General features: G+C 63.6%; 17 protein-coding genes. 4 read left to right on the top strand and 13 right to left on the bottom strand.

Annotated features, from left to right (window positions below):
- Positions 1–87: 87 nt before the first annotated feature.
- Positions 88–1,200 (bottom strand): alanine dehydrogenase, encoded by a 1,113-nt coding sequence (gene ald, locus Y703_RS0110425; protein ID WP_026552660.1) that lies wholly within the window; start codon positions 1,198–1,200, stop codon positions 88–90.
- Between the two features lie 279 nt (positions 1,201–1,479).
- Here ald and Y703_RS0110430 point away from each other — a divergent pair, with 279 nt between their 5' ends.
- Positions 1,480–2,691, top strand: a complete 1,212-nt coding sequence (locus Y703_RS0110430; protein ID WP_026552661.1) for a PucR family transcriptional regulator — start codon at positions 1,480–1,482, stop codon at positions 2,689–2,691.
- A gap of 12 nt (positions 2,692–2,703) precedes the next feature.
- On the opposite strand, the gene Y703_RS0110435 is transcribed toward Y703_RS0110430, so the two are convergent.
- From Y703_RS0110435 to Y703_RS0110450, 4 genes are all read right to left on the bottom strand, one after another.
- Positions 2,704–3,108 carry a helix-turn-helix domain-containing protein gene (locus tag Y703_RS0110435; protein ID WP_026552662.1) on the bottom strand — a complete coding sequence of 135 codons (405 nt, stop codon included), beginning with the start codon at positions 3,106–3,108 and terminating at the stop codon, positions 2,704–2,706.
- Positions 3,109–3,177: 69 nt separating this feature from the next.
- Positions 3,178–4,194 carry a PHP domain-containing protein gene (locus Y703_RS0110440; protein ID WP_026552663.1) on the bottom strand — a complete coding sequence of 339 codons (1,017 nt, stop codon included), beginning with the start codon at positions 4,192–4,194 and terminating at the stop codon, positions 3,178–3,180.
- 48 nt (positions 4,195–4,242) lie between these two features.
- Positions 4,243–4,839 (bottom strand): GNAT family N-acetyltransferase, encoded by a 597-nt coding sequence (locus Y703_RS0110445; protein ID WP_026552664.1) that lies wholly within the window; start codon positions 4,837–4,839, stop codon positions 4,243–4,245.
- A 41-nt stretch (positions 4,840–4,880) separates the two neighbouring features.
- Positions 4,881–5,642, bottom strand: a complete 762-nt coding sequence (locus Y703_RS0110450; protein WP_026552665.1) for an IclR family transcriptional regulator — start codon at positions 5,640–5,642, stop codon at positions 4,881–4,883.
- 244 nt (positions 5,643–5,886) lie between these two features.
- Here Y703_RS0110450 and aceB point away from each other — a divergent pair, with 244 nt between their 5' ends.
- Positions 5,887–7,485 carry a malate synthase A gene (gene aceB / locus Y703_RS0110455; protein ID WP_026552666.1) on the top strand — a complete coding sequence of 533 codons (1,599 nt, stop codon included), beginning with the start codon at positions 5,887–5,889 and terminating at the stop codon, positions 7,483–7,485.
- A 313-nt stretch (positions 7,486–7,798) separates the two neighbouring features.
- Here aceB and Y703_RS0110465 read toward each other — a convergent pair whose 3' ends face one another.
- From Y703_RS0110465 to Y703_RS0110495, 7 genes are all read right to left on the bottom strand, one after another.
- Positions 7,799–8,656, bottom strand: a complete 858-nt coding sequence (locus Y703_RS0110465; RefSeq protein ID WP_253908007.1) for an ABC transporter permease — start codon at positions 8,654–8,656, stop codon at positions 7,799–7,801.
- Complete coding sequence (locus Y703_RS0110470; protein WP_026552669.1) at positions 8,646–9,626, bottom strand: ABC transporter ATP-binding protein; 981 nt, start codon at positions 9,624–9,626, stop codon at positions 8,646–8,648. The genes Y703_RS0110465 and Y703_RS0110470 overlap by 11 nt, the downstream gene beginning before the upstream one ends.
- A complete protein-coding gene (locus Y703_RS0110475) occupies positions 9,623–10,741 on the bottom strand; it encodes a LolA family protein (protein ID WP_026552670.1) in 1,119 nt (372 codons plus the stop codon). The genes Y703_RS0110470 and Y703_RS0110475 overlap by 4 nt, the downstream gene beginning before the upstream one ends.
- Before the next feature lie 122 nt (positions 10,742–10,863).
- Entirely contained in the window at positions 10,864–11,121 is a 258-nt protein-coding gene (locus tag Y703_RS0110480) for a hypothetical protein (protein ID WP_155849486.1), read from the bottom strand.
- The gene (locus tag Y703_RS0110485) at positions 11,114–11,410 is read right to left on the bottom strand and encodes a hypothetical protein (RefSeq protein WP_026552672.1); all 297 of its coding nucleotides are present in this window, start codon (positions 11,408–11,410) and stop codon (positions 11,114–11,116) included. Before Y703_RS0110485 ends, Y703_RS0110480 begins: the two co-directional genes overlap by 8 nt.
- Positions 11,407–11,673 carry a hypothetical protein gene (locus Y703_RS19260; protein WP_035764613.1) on the bottom strand — a complete coding sequence of 89 codons (267 nt, stop codon included), beginning with the start codon at positions 11,671–11,673 and terminating at the stop codon, positions 11,407–11,409. The genes Y703_RS0110485 and Y703_RS19260 overlap by 4 nt, the downstream gene beginning before the upstream one ends.
- 42 nt (positions 11,674–11,715) lie before the next feature.
- Positions 11,716–12,360: an NUDIX hydrolase gene (locus Y703_RS0110495; protein WP_026552673.1), complete on the bottom strand. Its 645-nt coding sequence runs from the start codon at positions 12,358–12,360 to the stop codon at positions 11,716–11,718.
- 59 nt (positions 12,361–12,419) lie between these two features.
- Here Y703_RS0110495 and Y703_RS0110500 point away from each other — a divergent pair, with 59 nt between their 5' ends.
- Positions 12,420–13,220 carry an MBL fold metallo-hydrolase gene (locus tag Y703_RS0110500; RefSeq protein WP_026552674.1) on the top strand — a complete coding sequence of 267 codons (801 nt, stop codon included), beginning with the start codon at positions 12,420–12,422 and terminating at the stop codon, positions 13,218–13,220.
- Between the two features lie 122 nt (positions 13,221–13,342).
- On the opposite strand, the gene Y703_RS0110510 is transcribed toward Y703_RS0110500, so the two are convergent.
- Positions 13,343–13,834 (bottom strand): nucleoside deaminase, encoded by a 492-nt coding sequence (locus tag Y703_RS0110510; protein ID WP_026552675.1) that lies wholly within the window; start codon positions 13,832–13,834, stop codon positions 13,343–13,345.
- 194 nt (positions 13,835–14,028) lie between these two features.
- Here Y703_RS0110510 and Y703_RS0110515 point away from each other — a divergent pair, with 194 nt between their 5' ends.
- Positions 14,029–14,784: a MerR family transcriptional regulator gene (locus tag Y703_RS0110515; protein WP_026552676.1), complete on the top strand. Its 756-nt coding sequence runs from the start codon at positions 14,029–14,031 to the stop codon at positions 14,782–14,784.
- Positions 14,785–14,825: the final 41 nt, after the last annotated feature.

Genomic DNA, 14,825 nt, shown 5'->3' on the forward strand with positions numbered 1-14,825 from the left:
ACTCGATGGGGCGCCCGCCCCAGTGGATCCGCAGGACAGCATTGCCGCCCTGCGGATCATCGAGGCTGCCCACCTCCGGGGAGTGAGCTAGAGAAGTTCCCGCCAGTCGGCGGCGAGCGCCAGGCCGTGGGCTTCTGATACTGAGCGATGCGCAACCTGCCCCCCAGCGATGTTCAATCCTTGTGCCAAGGCGGGGTCAGACTCAAGCGCCGCCTCGACCCCGCGATTAGCCAAGGCCACCGCATAGCGCAGCGTGACGTTAGTCAGCGCGTAGGTTGACGTGTTGGGTACGGCTCCGGGCATGTTTCCCACGCAGTAGAACAACGAGTTGTGCACCGTAAAGGTGGGGTCCTGATGGGTCGTGACATGCGAGTCCTCGAAGCAGCCACCCTGATCGACTGCAATGTCCACGAGAACGCTGCCGGGTTTCATGCGGGCGACCATCTGGTTTGTAACCAGCTTCGGCGCGCGCGCGCCAGGAACCAGCACCGAGCCAATCACCAGGTCGGCATCTGTCACTGCGCGCTCGATCTCGAAGGCGTTCGACGCGACAGTCTTCACGCGTCCGGAGTAGAGCTCGTCCAACTCGCGCAAACGACCGATATTGATGTCAAGGATGGTGACGTCCGCGCCCGTTCCCACAGCCATCGCTGCAGCGTTCGTTCCAGCAACCCCAGCACCGAGGACCACCACCTTGGCGGGTCGCACGCCTGGAACGCCACCGAGAAGCAGACCCGGACCGCCCGCCGGTGCCGTCATGACCTGTGCGCCGACCTGCACCGACAGCCTGCCGGCAACCTCAGACATAGGCGCAAGGAGTGGTAATGCACGCCCCTCCTGGACTGTCTCGTAGGCAATCGCTGTCACCCCGGCGTCCATCAGCGCCCTGGTCAACTCCGCCTCAGCGGCGAGATGTAGGTAGGTGAAGAGGATCAGGCCCGCGCGGAACCGGTGGTATTCCTGGGCAATGGGCTCCTTGACCTTGAGAACCAGGTCGGCCCGCGACCACAGTTCGTCAGCGGAGGCGACAATCTCGGCCCCCGCTGCGATGTACTCGCTATCGGTGATATTCGAGCCAGCGCCCGCATCTTTTTCGATCAGGACGGTATGCCCGGAGGTGTGGAACTCATGCACGCCCGACGCGGTGATGGCAACGCGGAACTCGTTGTTCTTGATTTCTTTAGGAACGCCGACGATCACGGGATTCTCCGTTCACTCTCAAAGGTGCGGTAGGAAGGCCTAGGGCCAGGTTCCCAGACTACTGAAGCCACACCGCTCCGGAGCTGCAGTTAGCCGGGAGGGGAAGCCGCCGGTCGACTCCAGCGTGTTGAGCTCTCACTCTGGAGGGGCGGGATCTAGCGATCCGCACTGGGTGTGACCTGTTTCACTACCACACCCCCTAACCATGGCGAAGTCGACATCTGTCGAGCGTTTGTGCATCAATTGTCGTCTCCCAGTCAGCGCCGGTAGCATGAGGCGATGCACGCAGACGGAGTGGACGCAGCCGTCGAAGCTATTGCGATCCGTCTGGATCGAGGGCTCTCCCTCGAGGATCTGGACGGGGTGCTCCTGGCCTATAGTAGCCACCAATCTGCCGCTGACCGGGTGCGGGTCAACTTCCTGCTCAGCAAGAAGGTGCCGCAGGACGTGAGTCAATGGCAGCTCCAGCATGGGATCTCATCGGCGGTCCGTCCGGTAGTGCTGCCCGCGAACCCGTTGCTCGGAATGCTAGGGCGGGTGTGTGTCCCGCTGCTGGTCCGCGGATTTCGGGTGGGCTATTTGTGGGTCCAGCAGAACGTGGACGAGGCGAGCCCGGCTGCCATCCTGAATCTGTTGCCGGGCGTGCGCAGTGAACTGGATCGACTGGCGTCCCTCCTGCTGGAGGGTAATACGGCTGCCTCCGAGCATCGTCGAAAGCGGGAGGGTATTTTCCTGGCCGCTTGCGATGGAACCGCTGCAGCTTTTGATGAGCTGGCTGGCTGGGCCGAGCTGCACAACACGGCACCCTGGCAGGTGGCCGTGCTCTTCGCGCAGACCGACCTCCCGGAGCCGCACGATCCCCAGGCGAGCCTTCTGACTCACCGCACCGCTGCCCTTCAGGCGACAGTAGGCGAGCGATCGGTGTTGTTCAGCGCCGGAACCCCAATGGTCGCGGCGCTGCTGGTGACCGGCGATGTGGGAAGCGGGGGGTACTCGGAGATCCTTCGACGATACGGCGAGGAGTTTGCCAAACGTGAGGGCGGCGAAGCGGGACGAGCCCTTGTTGGCCTGAGTGAACAGTTCCCCGATCTGCGGGAGTTACCAAGGGCCTTCGGTCAGGCCCGCCATGCCGTTCAGGCCTCGGCCGTGGACAGCGGGCTTGGCCCCATAACCAACTACCGATCCACCGGGTGCTATCAGTTCCTTGCCGCCGGTGGCTGGAAGGCAACCTCCGCCAAGTCGGTGTACTTCGCCGAGATTGAGGAACAGGACAAGAACGCAGAGCTGTTGCCGGTCCTGGAGTTGCTGTATGACAAGAACGGGTCCGTTCAGGATGTGGCGTCTCACCTTCATCTGCACCGCAGTAGCGTTTACAACCGGCTCGCAAGGATCCGGTCGATCATTGGCGCCGACCCGCTCAGCGGACATGTCCGCCTGGAACTGCATCTTGCGCTCAAAGCACGGAAATGGTCACGTCGTCCGAGGATCTAGCAACTCCTGCGCCTACTCAGGCGGCAGTTCCGGCGGCGCCCCGGCGCGCTTGCCCGATGTCTGCACTGCCAGCCAGTTGGCGATGTCCTGGGACTTGATGCGTCGATGAGTGCCACGATATTGAACCGGAATAACACCAGCGTCGGTGAGATTCCTCAGGTAGGTATGAGAAATACCTGCAGCGGCCGCCGCCTGCGCGGTGGTTAGGGTCTCTGCGTCAGATGCGGTGGTGACCCGGTCGCCTGCAGCAAGCCGGCGCAGGAGATCAACAACTGCATCCCGAGCGCCAGGGGGTAGCTTCACCGCAGTGCCGTTGACAAAAACGGTCACATCGTCATTCTCGGTCAGCGCCCGTCGCAGCGCCGTTGCCTCTGCTGCGGGGAGCGCCCCGGTGGCACGTGGAGTGCGAGTGGTCATTCACCTATTCTGCCAACCCCTGTCAACGTAGGGGGAGCCCGCGGCTGATCTTAGGGGGCCGCTGTTTACTCAGCCTCCCGACAACCATTCGAGCAGCCGATGCTCGGGCCAGGTGGTGATAATTCGCTCGGCCGGGACTCCATTTGCTGCTGCTCGTTCCGCTCCGTACTGCAGGAAATCCAGTTGGCCTGGCGCGTGCGCGTCGCTGTCAATGCTGAACAGGCACCCGGCATCCAACGCCATCCTGATTAGGTTCCCCGGGGGATCCTGGCGCTCCGGCCGCGAGTTGATCTCCACGGCGACGTTGTTTTCGGCGCACGCCGCGAAGACCTTTACCGCGTCAAACTCCGACGGCGGGCGCGTACCCCGGGATCCTTCCACGAGGCGGCCGGTGCAGTGCCCCAGGACATTGGTTTGCGGGTGCCGGATGCCGCCGAGCATCCGCCGGGTCATAGTGGAGCGGTCAGCGCGAAGTTTCGAATGGACGCTGGCCACGACGACGTCCAGCCGACCCAGCAACTCAGACGTCTGGTCGAGGGTGCCATCCTCCAGGATGTCCACCTCGATGCCGGTGAGCAGCCGGAACCCGGTGGCGCCGTCGTTGATCTGCTCGACAACCTCAAGCTGCTCGGTAAGGCGGTGTGCGTTCAGGCCGTTGGCGATCGTGAGGTGGGGCGAGTGGTCGGTGAGGGCTAGGTAGTCATGGCCGAGGGCCTGGGCAGCCTCGACCAGGAGGTGGATGGGGCTGCCGCCGTCGGACCAGTTGCTGTGGCTGTGTAGATCCCCGCGAAGGGAGCTCCGGAGGGAGTGGCCGCCCTCCACCAGGGTAGCCGCGGACTGCTCGCGCAGTTCGACCAGATAGTCGGGAATCTCGCCGTTGATCGCCTGGGAGACCACTTCCAAGCTGCGGGCCCCGATTCCCTTCATCCTCTTGAGCTGGCCGTCCCTGGTCCGGGCCACGAGTTCATCGGCGGTGAGCTCGCCGAGAACCTCGGCGGCGTTGCGGAAGGCCTTAATTTTGAACGTTGGCGCCCTTTTGCGCTCGAGCCAGAAGGCTATCTCGTTGAGGGCATCGACGGCATCCATACTCCACCCTACAAACTTACCGGCGGGACCGGGGCCTGGCGCCGGTGTTTAGGTGGACACTTCGTCCTGCAACTCCATCCGCATGAGCCATCGGGGCAGGCCACCGCTGCGTGAATCGGTTTCTCTGATACGCCTGAACCCTGCGTTTTCAAACATGCTGGAGGTGCCTACAAACGCGAGGGTCGGGTTGATGCGGGAGCCACCCGGGTCTACCGGATATGCCTCCAGGGCAGGTGACCCCTTGGCCCGGGCATAGTCGATGGCCCCGGCAAGCAGTGCGTGACCAACACCCTGGCGGCGGTGACCAGTTTTTACGACAAAGCAGACAATGCTCCAGACCGGGCGTTCATCGATGGCGGGGATGGTGCGTGAACGTACGAGCCGTTCCATGCCTGCGCGCGGCCCCATGCCGCACCAGCCAAGGGGCTCGCTATTGCGATAGGCAATGACGCCGGGTGACAGATCGCCGCCGCACAACTCACGCACCCGCTCGGGGCGCTGCGCGGCGGTCAGGGAGTTCAGCTCGCCGGAGCTCAGCCGGTAGGCAAGGCACCAGCAGCTGGGCGCATCCTCCCGGCGCGGTCTGAGGAGGGACGAGACGTCGTCGAATCGGTCGGCTGTGGCGGGGTGCACCTCGATGTCCATGCTGAGGATGTTACTCCGGCCAGGGTTCCCCGGATACTGGGTCAGGCAGTGAGGTTCAGTTCCTCGGCGATGGATTGGACCGCTGCACGCAACAGCGGGACAGCCTTCTCAGCGAAACGCTCATCGACGCGGGAGACCGGGCCGGAGACCGAGACGGCGCTAGGCGTCGGCGCGTTGGGCACTGCCATGGCGAAACACCTGACACCAAGCTCCTGTTCCTGCTCATCAATGGAGTAGCCGCGCTCGCGGATGAGATCTAGCTCCGCCAGTAGTTCGTCAATGGTCTTGAGGCTCTTGTCAGTGGGTGTGGGCATGCCCGCACGGGCAACGATGCTTCGCACCGCGTCGTTGCTCAGTTGCGCGAGGATCGCTTTCCCGACGCCGGTGTCATGGGTGTGCGCGCGGCGCCCCACCTCGGTGAACATGCGCATCGAGTGAGGGGAAGGTACCTGGGCAATGTAGATGACCATGTCCGAATCCAGGACCGCCATATTGGAGGTCTCACCCAGGCTATCCACCAGGCTCTTCAGCTGAGGCCGTGCCAGGGCACCGAGCTGTTTGTTCGCCCCCTCGCCGAGTCGGATCAGGCGGGGCCCCAGCGCATAGCGGCGGTTGGGGAGTTGGCGGGCATAACCCTTGGTGACCAGCGTGCGCAGGAGCCGGTGGATGGTCGGCAGCGGGAGGTCTGTGGAGGATGACAGTTCACTCAGGGACACTTCGCCCCCAGCGTCTGTAATGAGCTCGAGCAGTTCGAAGACCCGCTCAACGGACTGCACTCCGCCGCCAGCCGCTTTCTCAGCCATGTGACCCTCCCAGCTCTAGAGTTTCCCTTCAGCCAGCCTGAGCTACGAGTGGAAACTTTTTGAGACTATCCTACTTTCCACTCAGTGGAATCGAGAATCCGATTGGCTTGCGATTCCATCTGTCAGATAATAATATCCATAATATGAAATCGGGATGTGGGAGTGTTCGCGTTGCACAGTCCCGCCCCGTAGTGGCAGCAGAGGCCACCGCCGACTTGGCGGGTAAACGACAGGAGCTCAGCACATGACTATCGAACCAAGGCATCCCCTGCCCGTTGATCGGGCGGGCACTATCCTCAGTCCCGGTGCGCTCGCTTTCCTGGAGGAACTGCACCGGCGTTTCCGAAGCACCCGGGACGAGAAGCTTGCTGCGCGCAATGTCCGCCGCGAAGAAGCGGCGGCCACGGGCCGGCTGGATTTCCTTCCAGACACCAAGGAAGTCAGGACGAGCGACTGGACAGTTGCGGGCGCTCCGCCGCAGTTGCAGGACCGACGCGTTGAGATGACCGGGCCCGCATCACCAGCCAAGATGGCAATCAATGCCCTGAACTCGGGCGCGAAGGTATGGCTGGCTGATCTTGAGGACGCCAGCGCCCCGACCTGGCACAACGTGATCGATGCCCAACTGAATCTTCTCGACGCCGCCCGGGGACAGCTCAGCTACACCTCGCCCGAGGGCAAAGAGTACTCGCTGCGCACCGACGTGCCACTCGCCGTCGTCGTCGCCCGGCCCCGCGGCTGGCACCTGCCCGAGAAGAACATCATCATCGACGGCGAACCGGCCATCGGCGCGCTGGTGGACTTCGGGCTGCACTTCTTCCATAACGCCAAGCAGTTGCTGGAGAACGGCAGCGGCCCGTACTACTACCTGCCGAAGCTTGAAAGCCACCTTGAGGCGCGGCTGTGGAATGACGTGTTCGTCTTCGCGCAGGACTACGTCGGAGTTCCGCAGGGCTCAGTCCGGGCGACGGTTCTGATCGAGACCATCCCTGCAGCGTTCGAAATGGATGAGATCCTGTTCGAGCTGAAGGATCATGCGTCGGGTCTGAACGCCGGCCGCTGGGATTACCTGTTCAGCATCATCAAGTATTTCCGCGACGGCGGCGACGCCTTTGTGCTGCCGGACCGCGCCAGCGTGGCGATGACGGCTCCTTTCATGCGGGCCTACACCGAACTGCTCGTCAAGACCTGCCACAAGCGCGGCGCGTTTGCGATGGGCGGCATGGCGGCGTTCATCCCGAACCGGCGCGAACCAGCCATCACCGAACAGGCGTTCGCCAAGGTGAAGGCTGACAAAGAGCGCGAAGCTAACGACGGCTTCGACGGCTCCTGGGTGGCCCACCCGGACATGGTACCGCTGTGCCGGGAGGTCTTCGATGGCGTGCTCGGCGAACGGCCCAACCAGATCGATCGGCAGCGCCCCGAGGTTGAGGTTACTGCTGACGAGCTGCTGGACATCGGCTCGGCCGAGGGCGAGGTCACTGAGGCTGGGATGCACGCCAACCTGTATGTCGCTGTCGCGTATGTGGCGGTCTGGCTTTCCGGGAACGGAGCGGTGGCCATCCACAACCTGATGGAGGATGCCGCGACAGCCGAGATTTCGCGGTCCCAGGTATGGCAGCAGATCCGCAACAAGGTGGAGCTCTCTGATACCGGCAATACGGTGACGCCCGAACTGGTCACCGGGATCCTGGCCGAAGAAACCGAGCGGCTGCGTGGCGAGGTGGGCGAGGACGCATTCGCCCGATTCTACGAACCCGCCAGCCGCTTGATCGCCGACATCTGCGTCTCCGAGGAGTACACGGACTTCCTCACCCTGCCCGCCTACGAACTGGTGGACTGACAAAAGCGATACGGGCGGTGTCGGCGACCTCTGCGTTACCGGCGCCGCCCTGTCGGGTCGGCAGACCTCTGCGCCAATGTCGAATGCATCACACCTCCTAAAAAGTACAAGAGATCAATGTCGAAAGTTGGCGTCGCCGACGCCCGCAACAACTTGTCCGGCCTGATCCCTGGGGCCTAGGACAAGGCGGTATCTCCCAAGCGCCGTGGCCAGCGTGCCGCGGTGGTCATCAGCCCCGAAGAGTATGAGCGGATGATCGAAGCACTCGAGGAGGTGTGCATGCCCGACGCAGTTCCACGTGAACACGACGACTTCAGGCGAGGACGTCCCGCGTGGTGAACCGGCCGTAGGCAAGGGCCCCGAAGACCAGGACGTAGCCAGACTGTAGGAGTGCGTTCGCTGCAAAGGACGACCACTCAATCGGCTGTCGGAGAAGATCAGCGAAACCAAACCAGTAGTGGCTCAAAAGCCAGGGGTGCAGCGCCTCCAGCTGTGGGAGCTGGCCAACCACCTGGGAAACAACTGAAATCACCACTGTGGCAGCCATCGCTCCCACTGGCACATCGGTCAGGGTTGAAACAAAGAGACCAATGGCGCACAGTCCGGTGAGCGACACTGTGACGTATGCGCAGATCAGACCGGATCGCAGCAGTGACTCCCCAATACTGACAGTGTCGCCGGAGAGAAGCGTCACGGGGCCTACGGGGAACAGGGCGGCGCCAATAAGGGTCCCTGCCAGGACGACGGCGAGCGTCGCAGCCAGGCAGAAGACGACCGCCCCGGCGAACTTGACCGCCAACAGGCGCCCGCGTCCCACGGGGGCGACCAGCAGGTAACGCAGGGTCCCAGTGCTCGCTTCGCCAGCGATGGTGTCTCCCGCCACCACCCCTACAGTGAGTGGCAGGAATAGGGGGATCGCCACGGTGATCGCTGCGACCGCGACGAAGAGACCGTTCTGGGTGATTTGGTCGAGGAAGGCAGGACCCCTTCCAGTCGGTGGACCTGAGGTCAGCCGGACGGCTACGGCAATCAGGACTGGGATCGCTGCGAGGGCCAGGAGCAGCGCCCAGGTGCGCCGTCGTCGGAACAGGGTCGCTAGTTCAGAGGTCAGGAACACCAACCCCGATGCTTGCCGTAGTTCGGCGCTCCGCTCAGTATCGTTACTGGACAACGTCAAACCCCTCCCCGGTCAGGGCCACGAAGAGCTCCTCGAGTCTCACCTGGTCAACGGTAAAGCCTCTCACCCGGACCCCTGCGGACACCAGGGCGGCGACAATGGTCTCGGGTTGCACATTGTCGGTCAACGGTGCGCTGACGGCCGGTCCGAGGCTCAGGGGGGGCTGGTGGGCGGAAATCGATTCTTCGGGAGTCAGTCCCAGACCGGCCAATGCCCTGAGGCAGTCCGCTACGTCTGGGGTCAGCACCTCAACCCGGGTCTGCCCGGCGGCGCGCAGCTCGCTCAGTGCTCCCTGCGCTACGAGCTTGCCTGCTCGAAGGACCGCCACGTGGGAGCACATCTGTTCGATCTCTGCGAGCAGATGGCTGGAGACGAAGACTGTGGTGCCTTCAGCTGTGAGCGAGTGAACCAAATGGCGTACCTCCCGGGTGCCCTGCGGGTCGAGACCATTGGTGGGCTCGTCGAGCACAATCAAATCCCGGTGAGTCAGCAGGGCGTTAGCGATACCCAGTCGCTGTTTCATTCCGAGCGAATACGCTCCAACCTTTTTGCCGGCCGCCTGCGAAAGTCCCACCCGTTCCAGTGCCCGGTCGGTGCGTGCGCGGCGGGTCGCCGGGTCTACATAGCGGTCGGCTGCGTCCAGGCGGTGCAGATTGGCGCGCCCCGATAGGAAGGGGTAAAAGCCCGGCCCCTCGACGAGAGCTCCGACCCGGGGAAGTACCTCCGGTAGAAACTTCGGGATGCTGCGCCCCAGCACCTCGACCTCCCCGGAGGTGGCGGTAGCCAAGCCCAACAGGATGCGGATGGTCGTGGTCTTGCCTGAGCCGTTGGGGCCCAGGAAACCGAAGACTGCACCCTTTGGTACTGACAGATCGATGCCGTTGAGGATGTTCTGCCCACCGAATCGTTTGGTGAGGCCCCGGGTCTGGACGACCGTCCCCTCCGGCAACGCCTGGTCCCTCACTCGTCGGCAGCTGCTTGGAGGCGATCGGCCGGTACCGACCCAACCAGAACCCGACCGTCATCGGCAAGCAAAATGTTCACCAGACGGGTCTGCAGCAGCTGTCCGCCGTTGACGGGGGTGCTCAGCTGGTCAAGCATTCCGGTCATCTCCGGGTTATCGGTTGGGAAGGCCCCGGCCGGGAACTCGACCACCGATTCCCATCCGGATCCGGTCACCGTTGGCTCGGCGTTGTCCTGGGAGTACTCATCGAGTGAGTTTGAGTCAGGTTTGCTGTGCCCGGCGCGCTCGGGTGTCTCAGTTACCGTGGCACCCGCAGGTGGGGTGAAGTCGAAGGTTTCAGCCAGCGGCGCGTCGAAGGAGATGTCTGTGTAGGCTGCGCTAAAGGCTGGAGTACTTCCACCCGTCGCAGCGACACTGACGGCGAGGGGAAACCCGGTGTCGGCGTCGACGTCGATGGTGATAGCTCCAACCAGGGTCTCGTCCGCGCGTGGTGTCATGATGAGTTGATAGGCGGCACGGCCAGCTACCGAGCGGTCAGGGCCGACGGTCAGTTCGGTGGACGGGTCCACCTTCTCAAGGAAGAGGGTAGCAAGTTGGTCCGGGGTCGGAATGTCGGGCAGGTCAGTTAGTGCTGCCTCGTGATCCTGCAGCGTGGCGTGGACAACTGAGTTGTCCTCCGAATCATAGAACCACAGATCCCCCCCATTGAGGATGATATTTCGTTCAGCCATTTGGTCCATGACCTGGATTCGGGCCTGGGAGGGACCAGAAAGAAAGACCCGTGCCGTATGTGGGGTGGTGAGGAGCTCAAGTGCGGCGCTTTCGGGGCTCGCTGCGCCGTCGGGTTCGCCACCCGGTGCAGGGCCCGCCCCCACGCCTCCGCCGCCTGCTCCCCCAATCAGTGACAGATCAGGTAAGCCGAGATCGGAGGTTTGCTCAACGGTGCCGGAGAGAGTGTCGACAGAGTGTCCTGCGGCGAGTTCCAGCACTTCGGCCGCACTCAGATCGGGCAGATCGACCGCAGCGTTGGCAGTAAGTGGGACCACGAGGGCCCCAGCTCCGACGACGGCGGTGACGGCCACGGCCGGCACCCAGTTTCGCCATGTACGGTTCATGGTTTATCTCCCTATGTTGAGCAAGCACCGCCACCACAACGGGTATAGCTGAACGTTACCCCGGTTTCCTGATAATTCGATCTGAGTTTTGGTGCCCTCCCGCACAGTGTGCTGTCCCAGTCCTAGCGACGCCGTTCACCGATCAGATACCCCAGCAGGCCCGCCCCGACGGCGCATCCGGCGGCCAGCAACGCGATACCCAAGGGTTCGGCGATGATGCCGCCCCCGAAGGCCGGGTGCACAACGCTTGGGTGAGAGCCGAGATCAGCCGAATCCAGCCCGGACGTGGCAGCAATGAGGACTCCGACAATGACGAACCCAAGGCCCACCAGCAGAACCGCTACCGGCCAACTGAATCTCGCCCAACTTGTCCTATTCATGACTCGTTGACTCCTGTCCGAGGCGGAGCCCGGCGGCCGCGGCGCTCACTATCAGCCCAGCAAGGAAGAGTACGCCGCCCCACGCGGCGAGCAGATCGGAGGGCGTGCGTCTGTCGTCGACAGTTATCACCAGCCCGGAGGAATAGGCGATGCTCGCATCATCATTAGGGGGCTGGAACGGGAGCGAGACAGGGCCGGCGGCGAACAGGATCGACACCCCACCAAGGATCAGCACAAGCGACAGGCCGAGGAGGCACACGGCGACCGGCCGGAGAATGAATGGGGTCACGGCGCGCGCCGTCCCCGAAGATATCCCAGGGCGCCGGCAATGACCATCAAGCCCAGAGCGGTCAAACCACTGCCGAAGATCTCCCCTGCGGTCGGCCCGGGCAGGAAAACCGAATCCGACAGCGGCGCATAGGCAAACCAACCGAACTCAAGGGGCGGCTGTGTCGTAGCTGCGGCAACGAGCAACACGAGCCCGAGGACGGCGGCCCCCAGGCCTCCCGCTAGTACTTTATGTGTGCGGATCCAGTTCAATGATTCCCCCATCGACGCGCCGCGGCAGTCGCAACTTGGTCAAGACACTACCGCCTAGAGCTGGCCGACAGGCGAAATACGGCGCGGGGCCCTCACGAGCTGCTGCACCGTCTCCGGGAAACTCCCCGGCAGATCAACTAGTTCCATCAGCAGTGCTTCGGTGGGTCGCATCAGTTCCAACCGACCCTCCGCCGCCCCCCTGAGAATGCTCCTGACCGACGCCCAGTGGGAGGAATCTGCCTCAGTGGTCCTGTGCTGTGGATCCACCGCGGGTGTTAGCACCGTCAGGTAGAAGAAGGTGTCAAAGCGCTTGCCGTAGCTGGGAGGGGTGATCCAGTTAGCCCACGGTGTCAGGTCCGCGGGAGACAGGATCGCGCCTGTCTCTTCCAGCACTTCCCGGACCGCTGCGGCAAGCAACACCCCTGACGCGTCCATCGGGTCATTCCGATCATCGGAGACCACACTGGTCTCCGCCCAGCTCCGCGCATGAGCTGCCAACAAAGCCGCTGGGGCGGGCTGGGCCTGAGCGGTGACGTGGTCGACGTCGTCCACTCGCCCGCCTGGAAACACCACCGCGCCGGCGGCAAAATCCATCGTGAGCGAGCGATTCTGGATGAAAATCTCATCGCCGCGCAGCATCAGAACGCTGACGGCCAGGCGGGGAGCTGCCGGCGCCGCGTCGCTGGGGGAGGTCCTCATGTAAGCGCACTCTATCGGACCGGAGCGGCGCCTCTCTAACAGCTCGCTAGGGTAGACGCATGTCCACACCCACAGCGCGCCTGATGTCCAGCAGCCCCCAGACTCGCTACCGGCTGGCGCCCAACCCAGGGCCGATGAGCCTCGAGGGCACCAACTCCTACCTCATCGCAGAGCCGAGTGTGGCAGCAAAGGAAGTGCGACCGGTCGTCGTCGTGGACCCTGGCCCTCTGGATGAGCAGCACCTTGCCGGGCTCGCAGGGTCCGGGCCGGTGGAACTCATTCTGATCACCCACCGGCACCCCGACCATACGGAAGCCAGCGCGCGCTTCCACCAGTTAACTGGTGCGCCAGTGCGTGCAATGGATCCTGCGCACTGCCATGGGGGAGATCAGCTGGTCGACGGCGAGGAAATCCTCGCGGCGGGCGTGCGCATCAGGGTCCTTGCGACTCCGGGCCACACCTCGGACTCGGCGTGTTTTCACTTGCCTGACGACGGCGACACCGGCTCAGTCCTCACCGGGGACACGATCCTGGGCCGCGGCACCACCATCATTGACTACCCCGATGGCCGTCTCGGCCCGTACCTTAAGTCTCTGGCAAGGCTCAGCGCGCTGGGGCCGGCGGCTGTGCTTCCCGCCCACGGGCCGATGCTCCCGGATCTCGCGGTGATCTCCCACGCCTACCTGCAGCACAGGCACGAGCGGCTGAACCAGGTCCGGTCGGCGCTCGCGGAGCTCGGCGCTGGGGCTTCGGTGCAGGAGATTACCGACGTGGTCTATGCCGACGTCGACAGCTCAGTCCGTCGGGCAGCCGAAACGTCGGTGGCTGCGCAACTGGACTATTTGCGCACCCCGGATTGAGCTGACGGTGTCATTACATCACTTGGTGATGCGGCGGTGGTCTGGCTGTTCGGGGAGGCGCAGGACGCCCTCGCGTCCGGCGGTGCACCTGACGCTCCGGTCCTGAGAGAACGGCGGCTTTTCTAATAGTCGACCCGCGCGGTCAGGGCGCGCCAGGTATCGAACGGCGCCGACGCCGGTAGCGGCGGCCCAGCAGCCGGGTGGTAGTGCCGCACCGGCATCGACCGTTCCTCCTCTGGGGTGTCGAAGAAGTTGTAGAACGCCGCGTCATCGAAACCGGCATTCTCAGCATCGAAGCGGTCAGCCGCGTACACAACCGCCCCGACTCGGGCCCACAGTGCGGACGAGAGGCACATCGGGCAGGGCTCGCAGCTGGTGTAGAGGGTACTTCCCGAGAGTTCGAAAGTTTCCAAAGAGGTGCAGGCGTTCCGGATGGCCATCACTTCAGCGTGCGCCGTCGGGTCATTATTGGCGGTCACGCGGTTGACTCCGTCGAAGCTGCGCCCATCGCCGGTGACGATGAGCGCACCGAAGGGGCCGCCGTCGTTCTGGACATTAGCGACGGCCAGCGCGATCGCTTCGGTAAGGAACTGAGCCTCGTCGTGAGTGTTCACTGGTCTTATCTCCCCGTCCGTGCAACCGTCTTCCGGGGCCCTGAGCTAGGCGGTCTGCCGGTGGCGTAGTTCTCGAACTTTAGCACCGCACTTTCGCTGGCCGACGGAGATTCTGGCGGCTAGCGTCCACCAGCCTTTGACATTGACGCGACGTCAAGAATTAGCGTTGAGCGTGTCAATTGAAAGGAGGCACGATGGACTGGCCCATCCAGAAAATTGCTCGACTGACGGGAACCACCAGCCGAACGCTCCGCCACTACGGCGACGTCGGACTGTTGGTTCCGTCCCGCATCGGCAACAACGGGAAGCGTTACTACGACGACGATGCCATGGTTCGGCTGCAACGCATCCTGATGCTTCGCCAACTGGGCCTTGTCCTGCCAGCCATTGCCTCGGTGTTGGAAGGAGAGGCTGAGCCTGTCGCTGCGCTGCATGGGCATCTTGAATGGTTACGGCAGGAGCAGAACCGGCTGGCGCGGCAGATTACATCGGTTGACGACACGGTCAATCGCTTGGAGAAGGGTGAAGAACTCATGGCTGAGAACATGTTCGACGGGTTTGACCACACGCAGTACAAGGATGAGGTTCAGGAACGGTGGGGGAAGGACACCTACGCCCACGGCGATGCATGGTGGCGGGCGAAGTCCGATGCCGAGAGGGTAGCGTTCGCTCAGCACGCGGCCCAGCTCGGGGCCGATTGGGCCGATGCCGCCAACAGCAGGATCGCGCCGGGCAGCGCCCCTGCTCAGGCGCTGGCAGCACGGCATGTCGCCTGGCTATCCCGGGCGCCTGGTGTCCCCAGCTCCGGCGGCCGGCTGTCGAAGGACTACGTGCTGGGCCTTGGCGACTTGTACGTTGCTGACCCCCGGTTTGGGAAGAACTACGGGGGCCAAGGTGGCGCCGAGTTTGTGCGGGACGCGTTACGGGTCTACGCGGATCTGTTCCTCTAGCTGAGGGCGGCGGGCGGCGACCGGGAGTGAATGGCCTTTTA

Origin of the sequence: Arthrobacter sp. H20 (assembly GCF_000520515.1) — a bacterium.
In the GTDB taxonomy this organism is placed as follows: Bacteria; Actinomycetota; Actinomycetes; order Actinomycetales; family Micrococcaceae; genus Arthrobacter_D.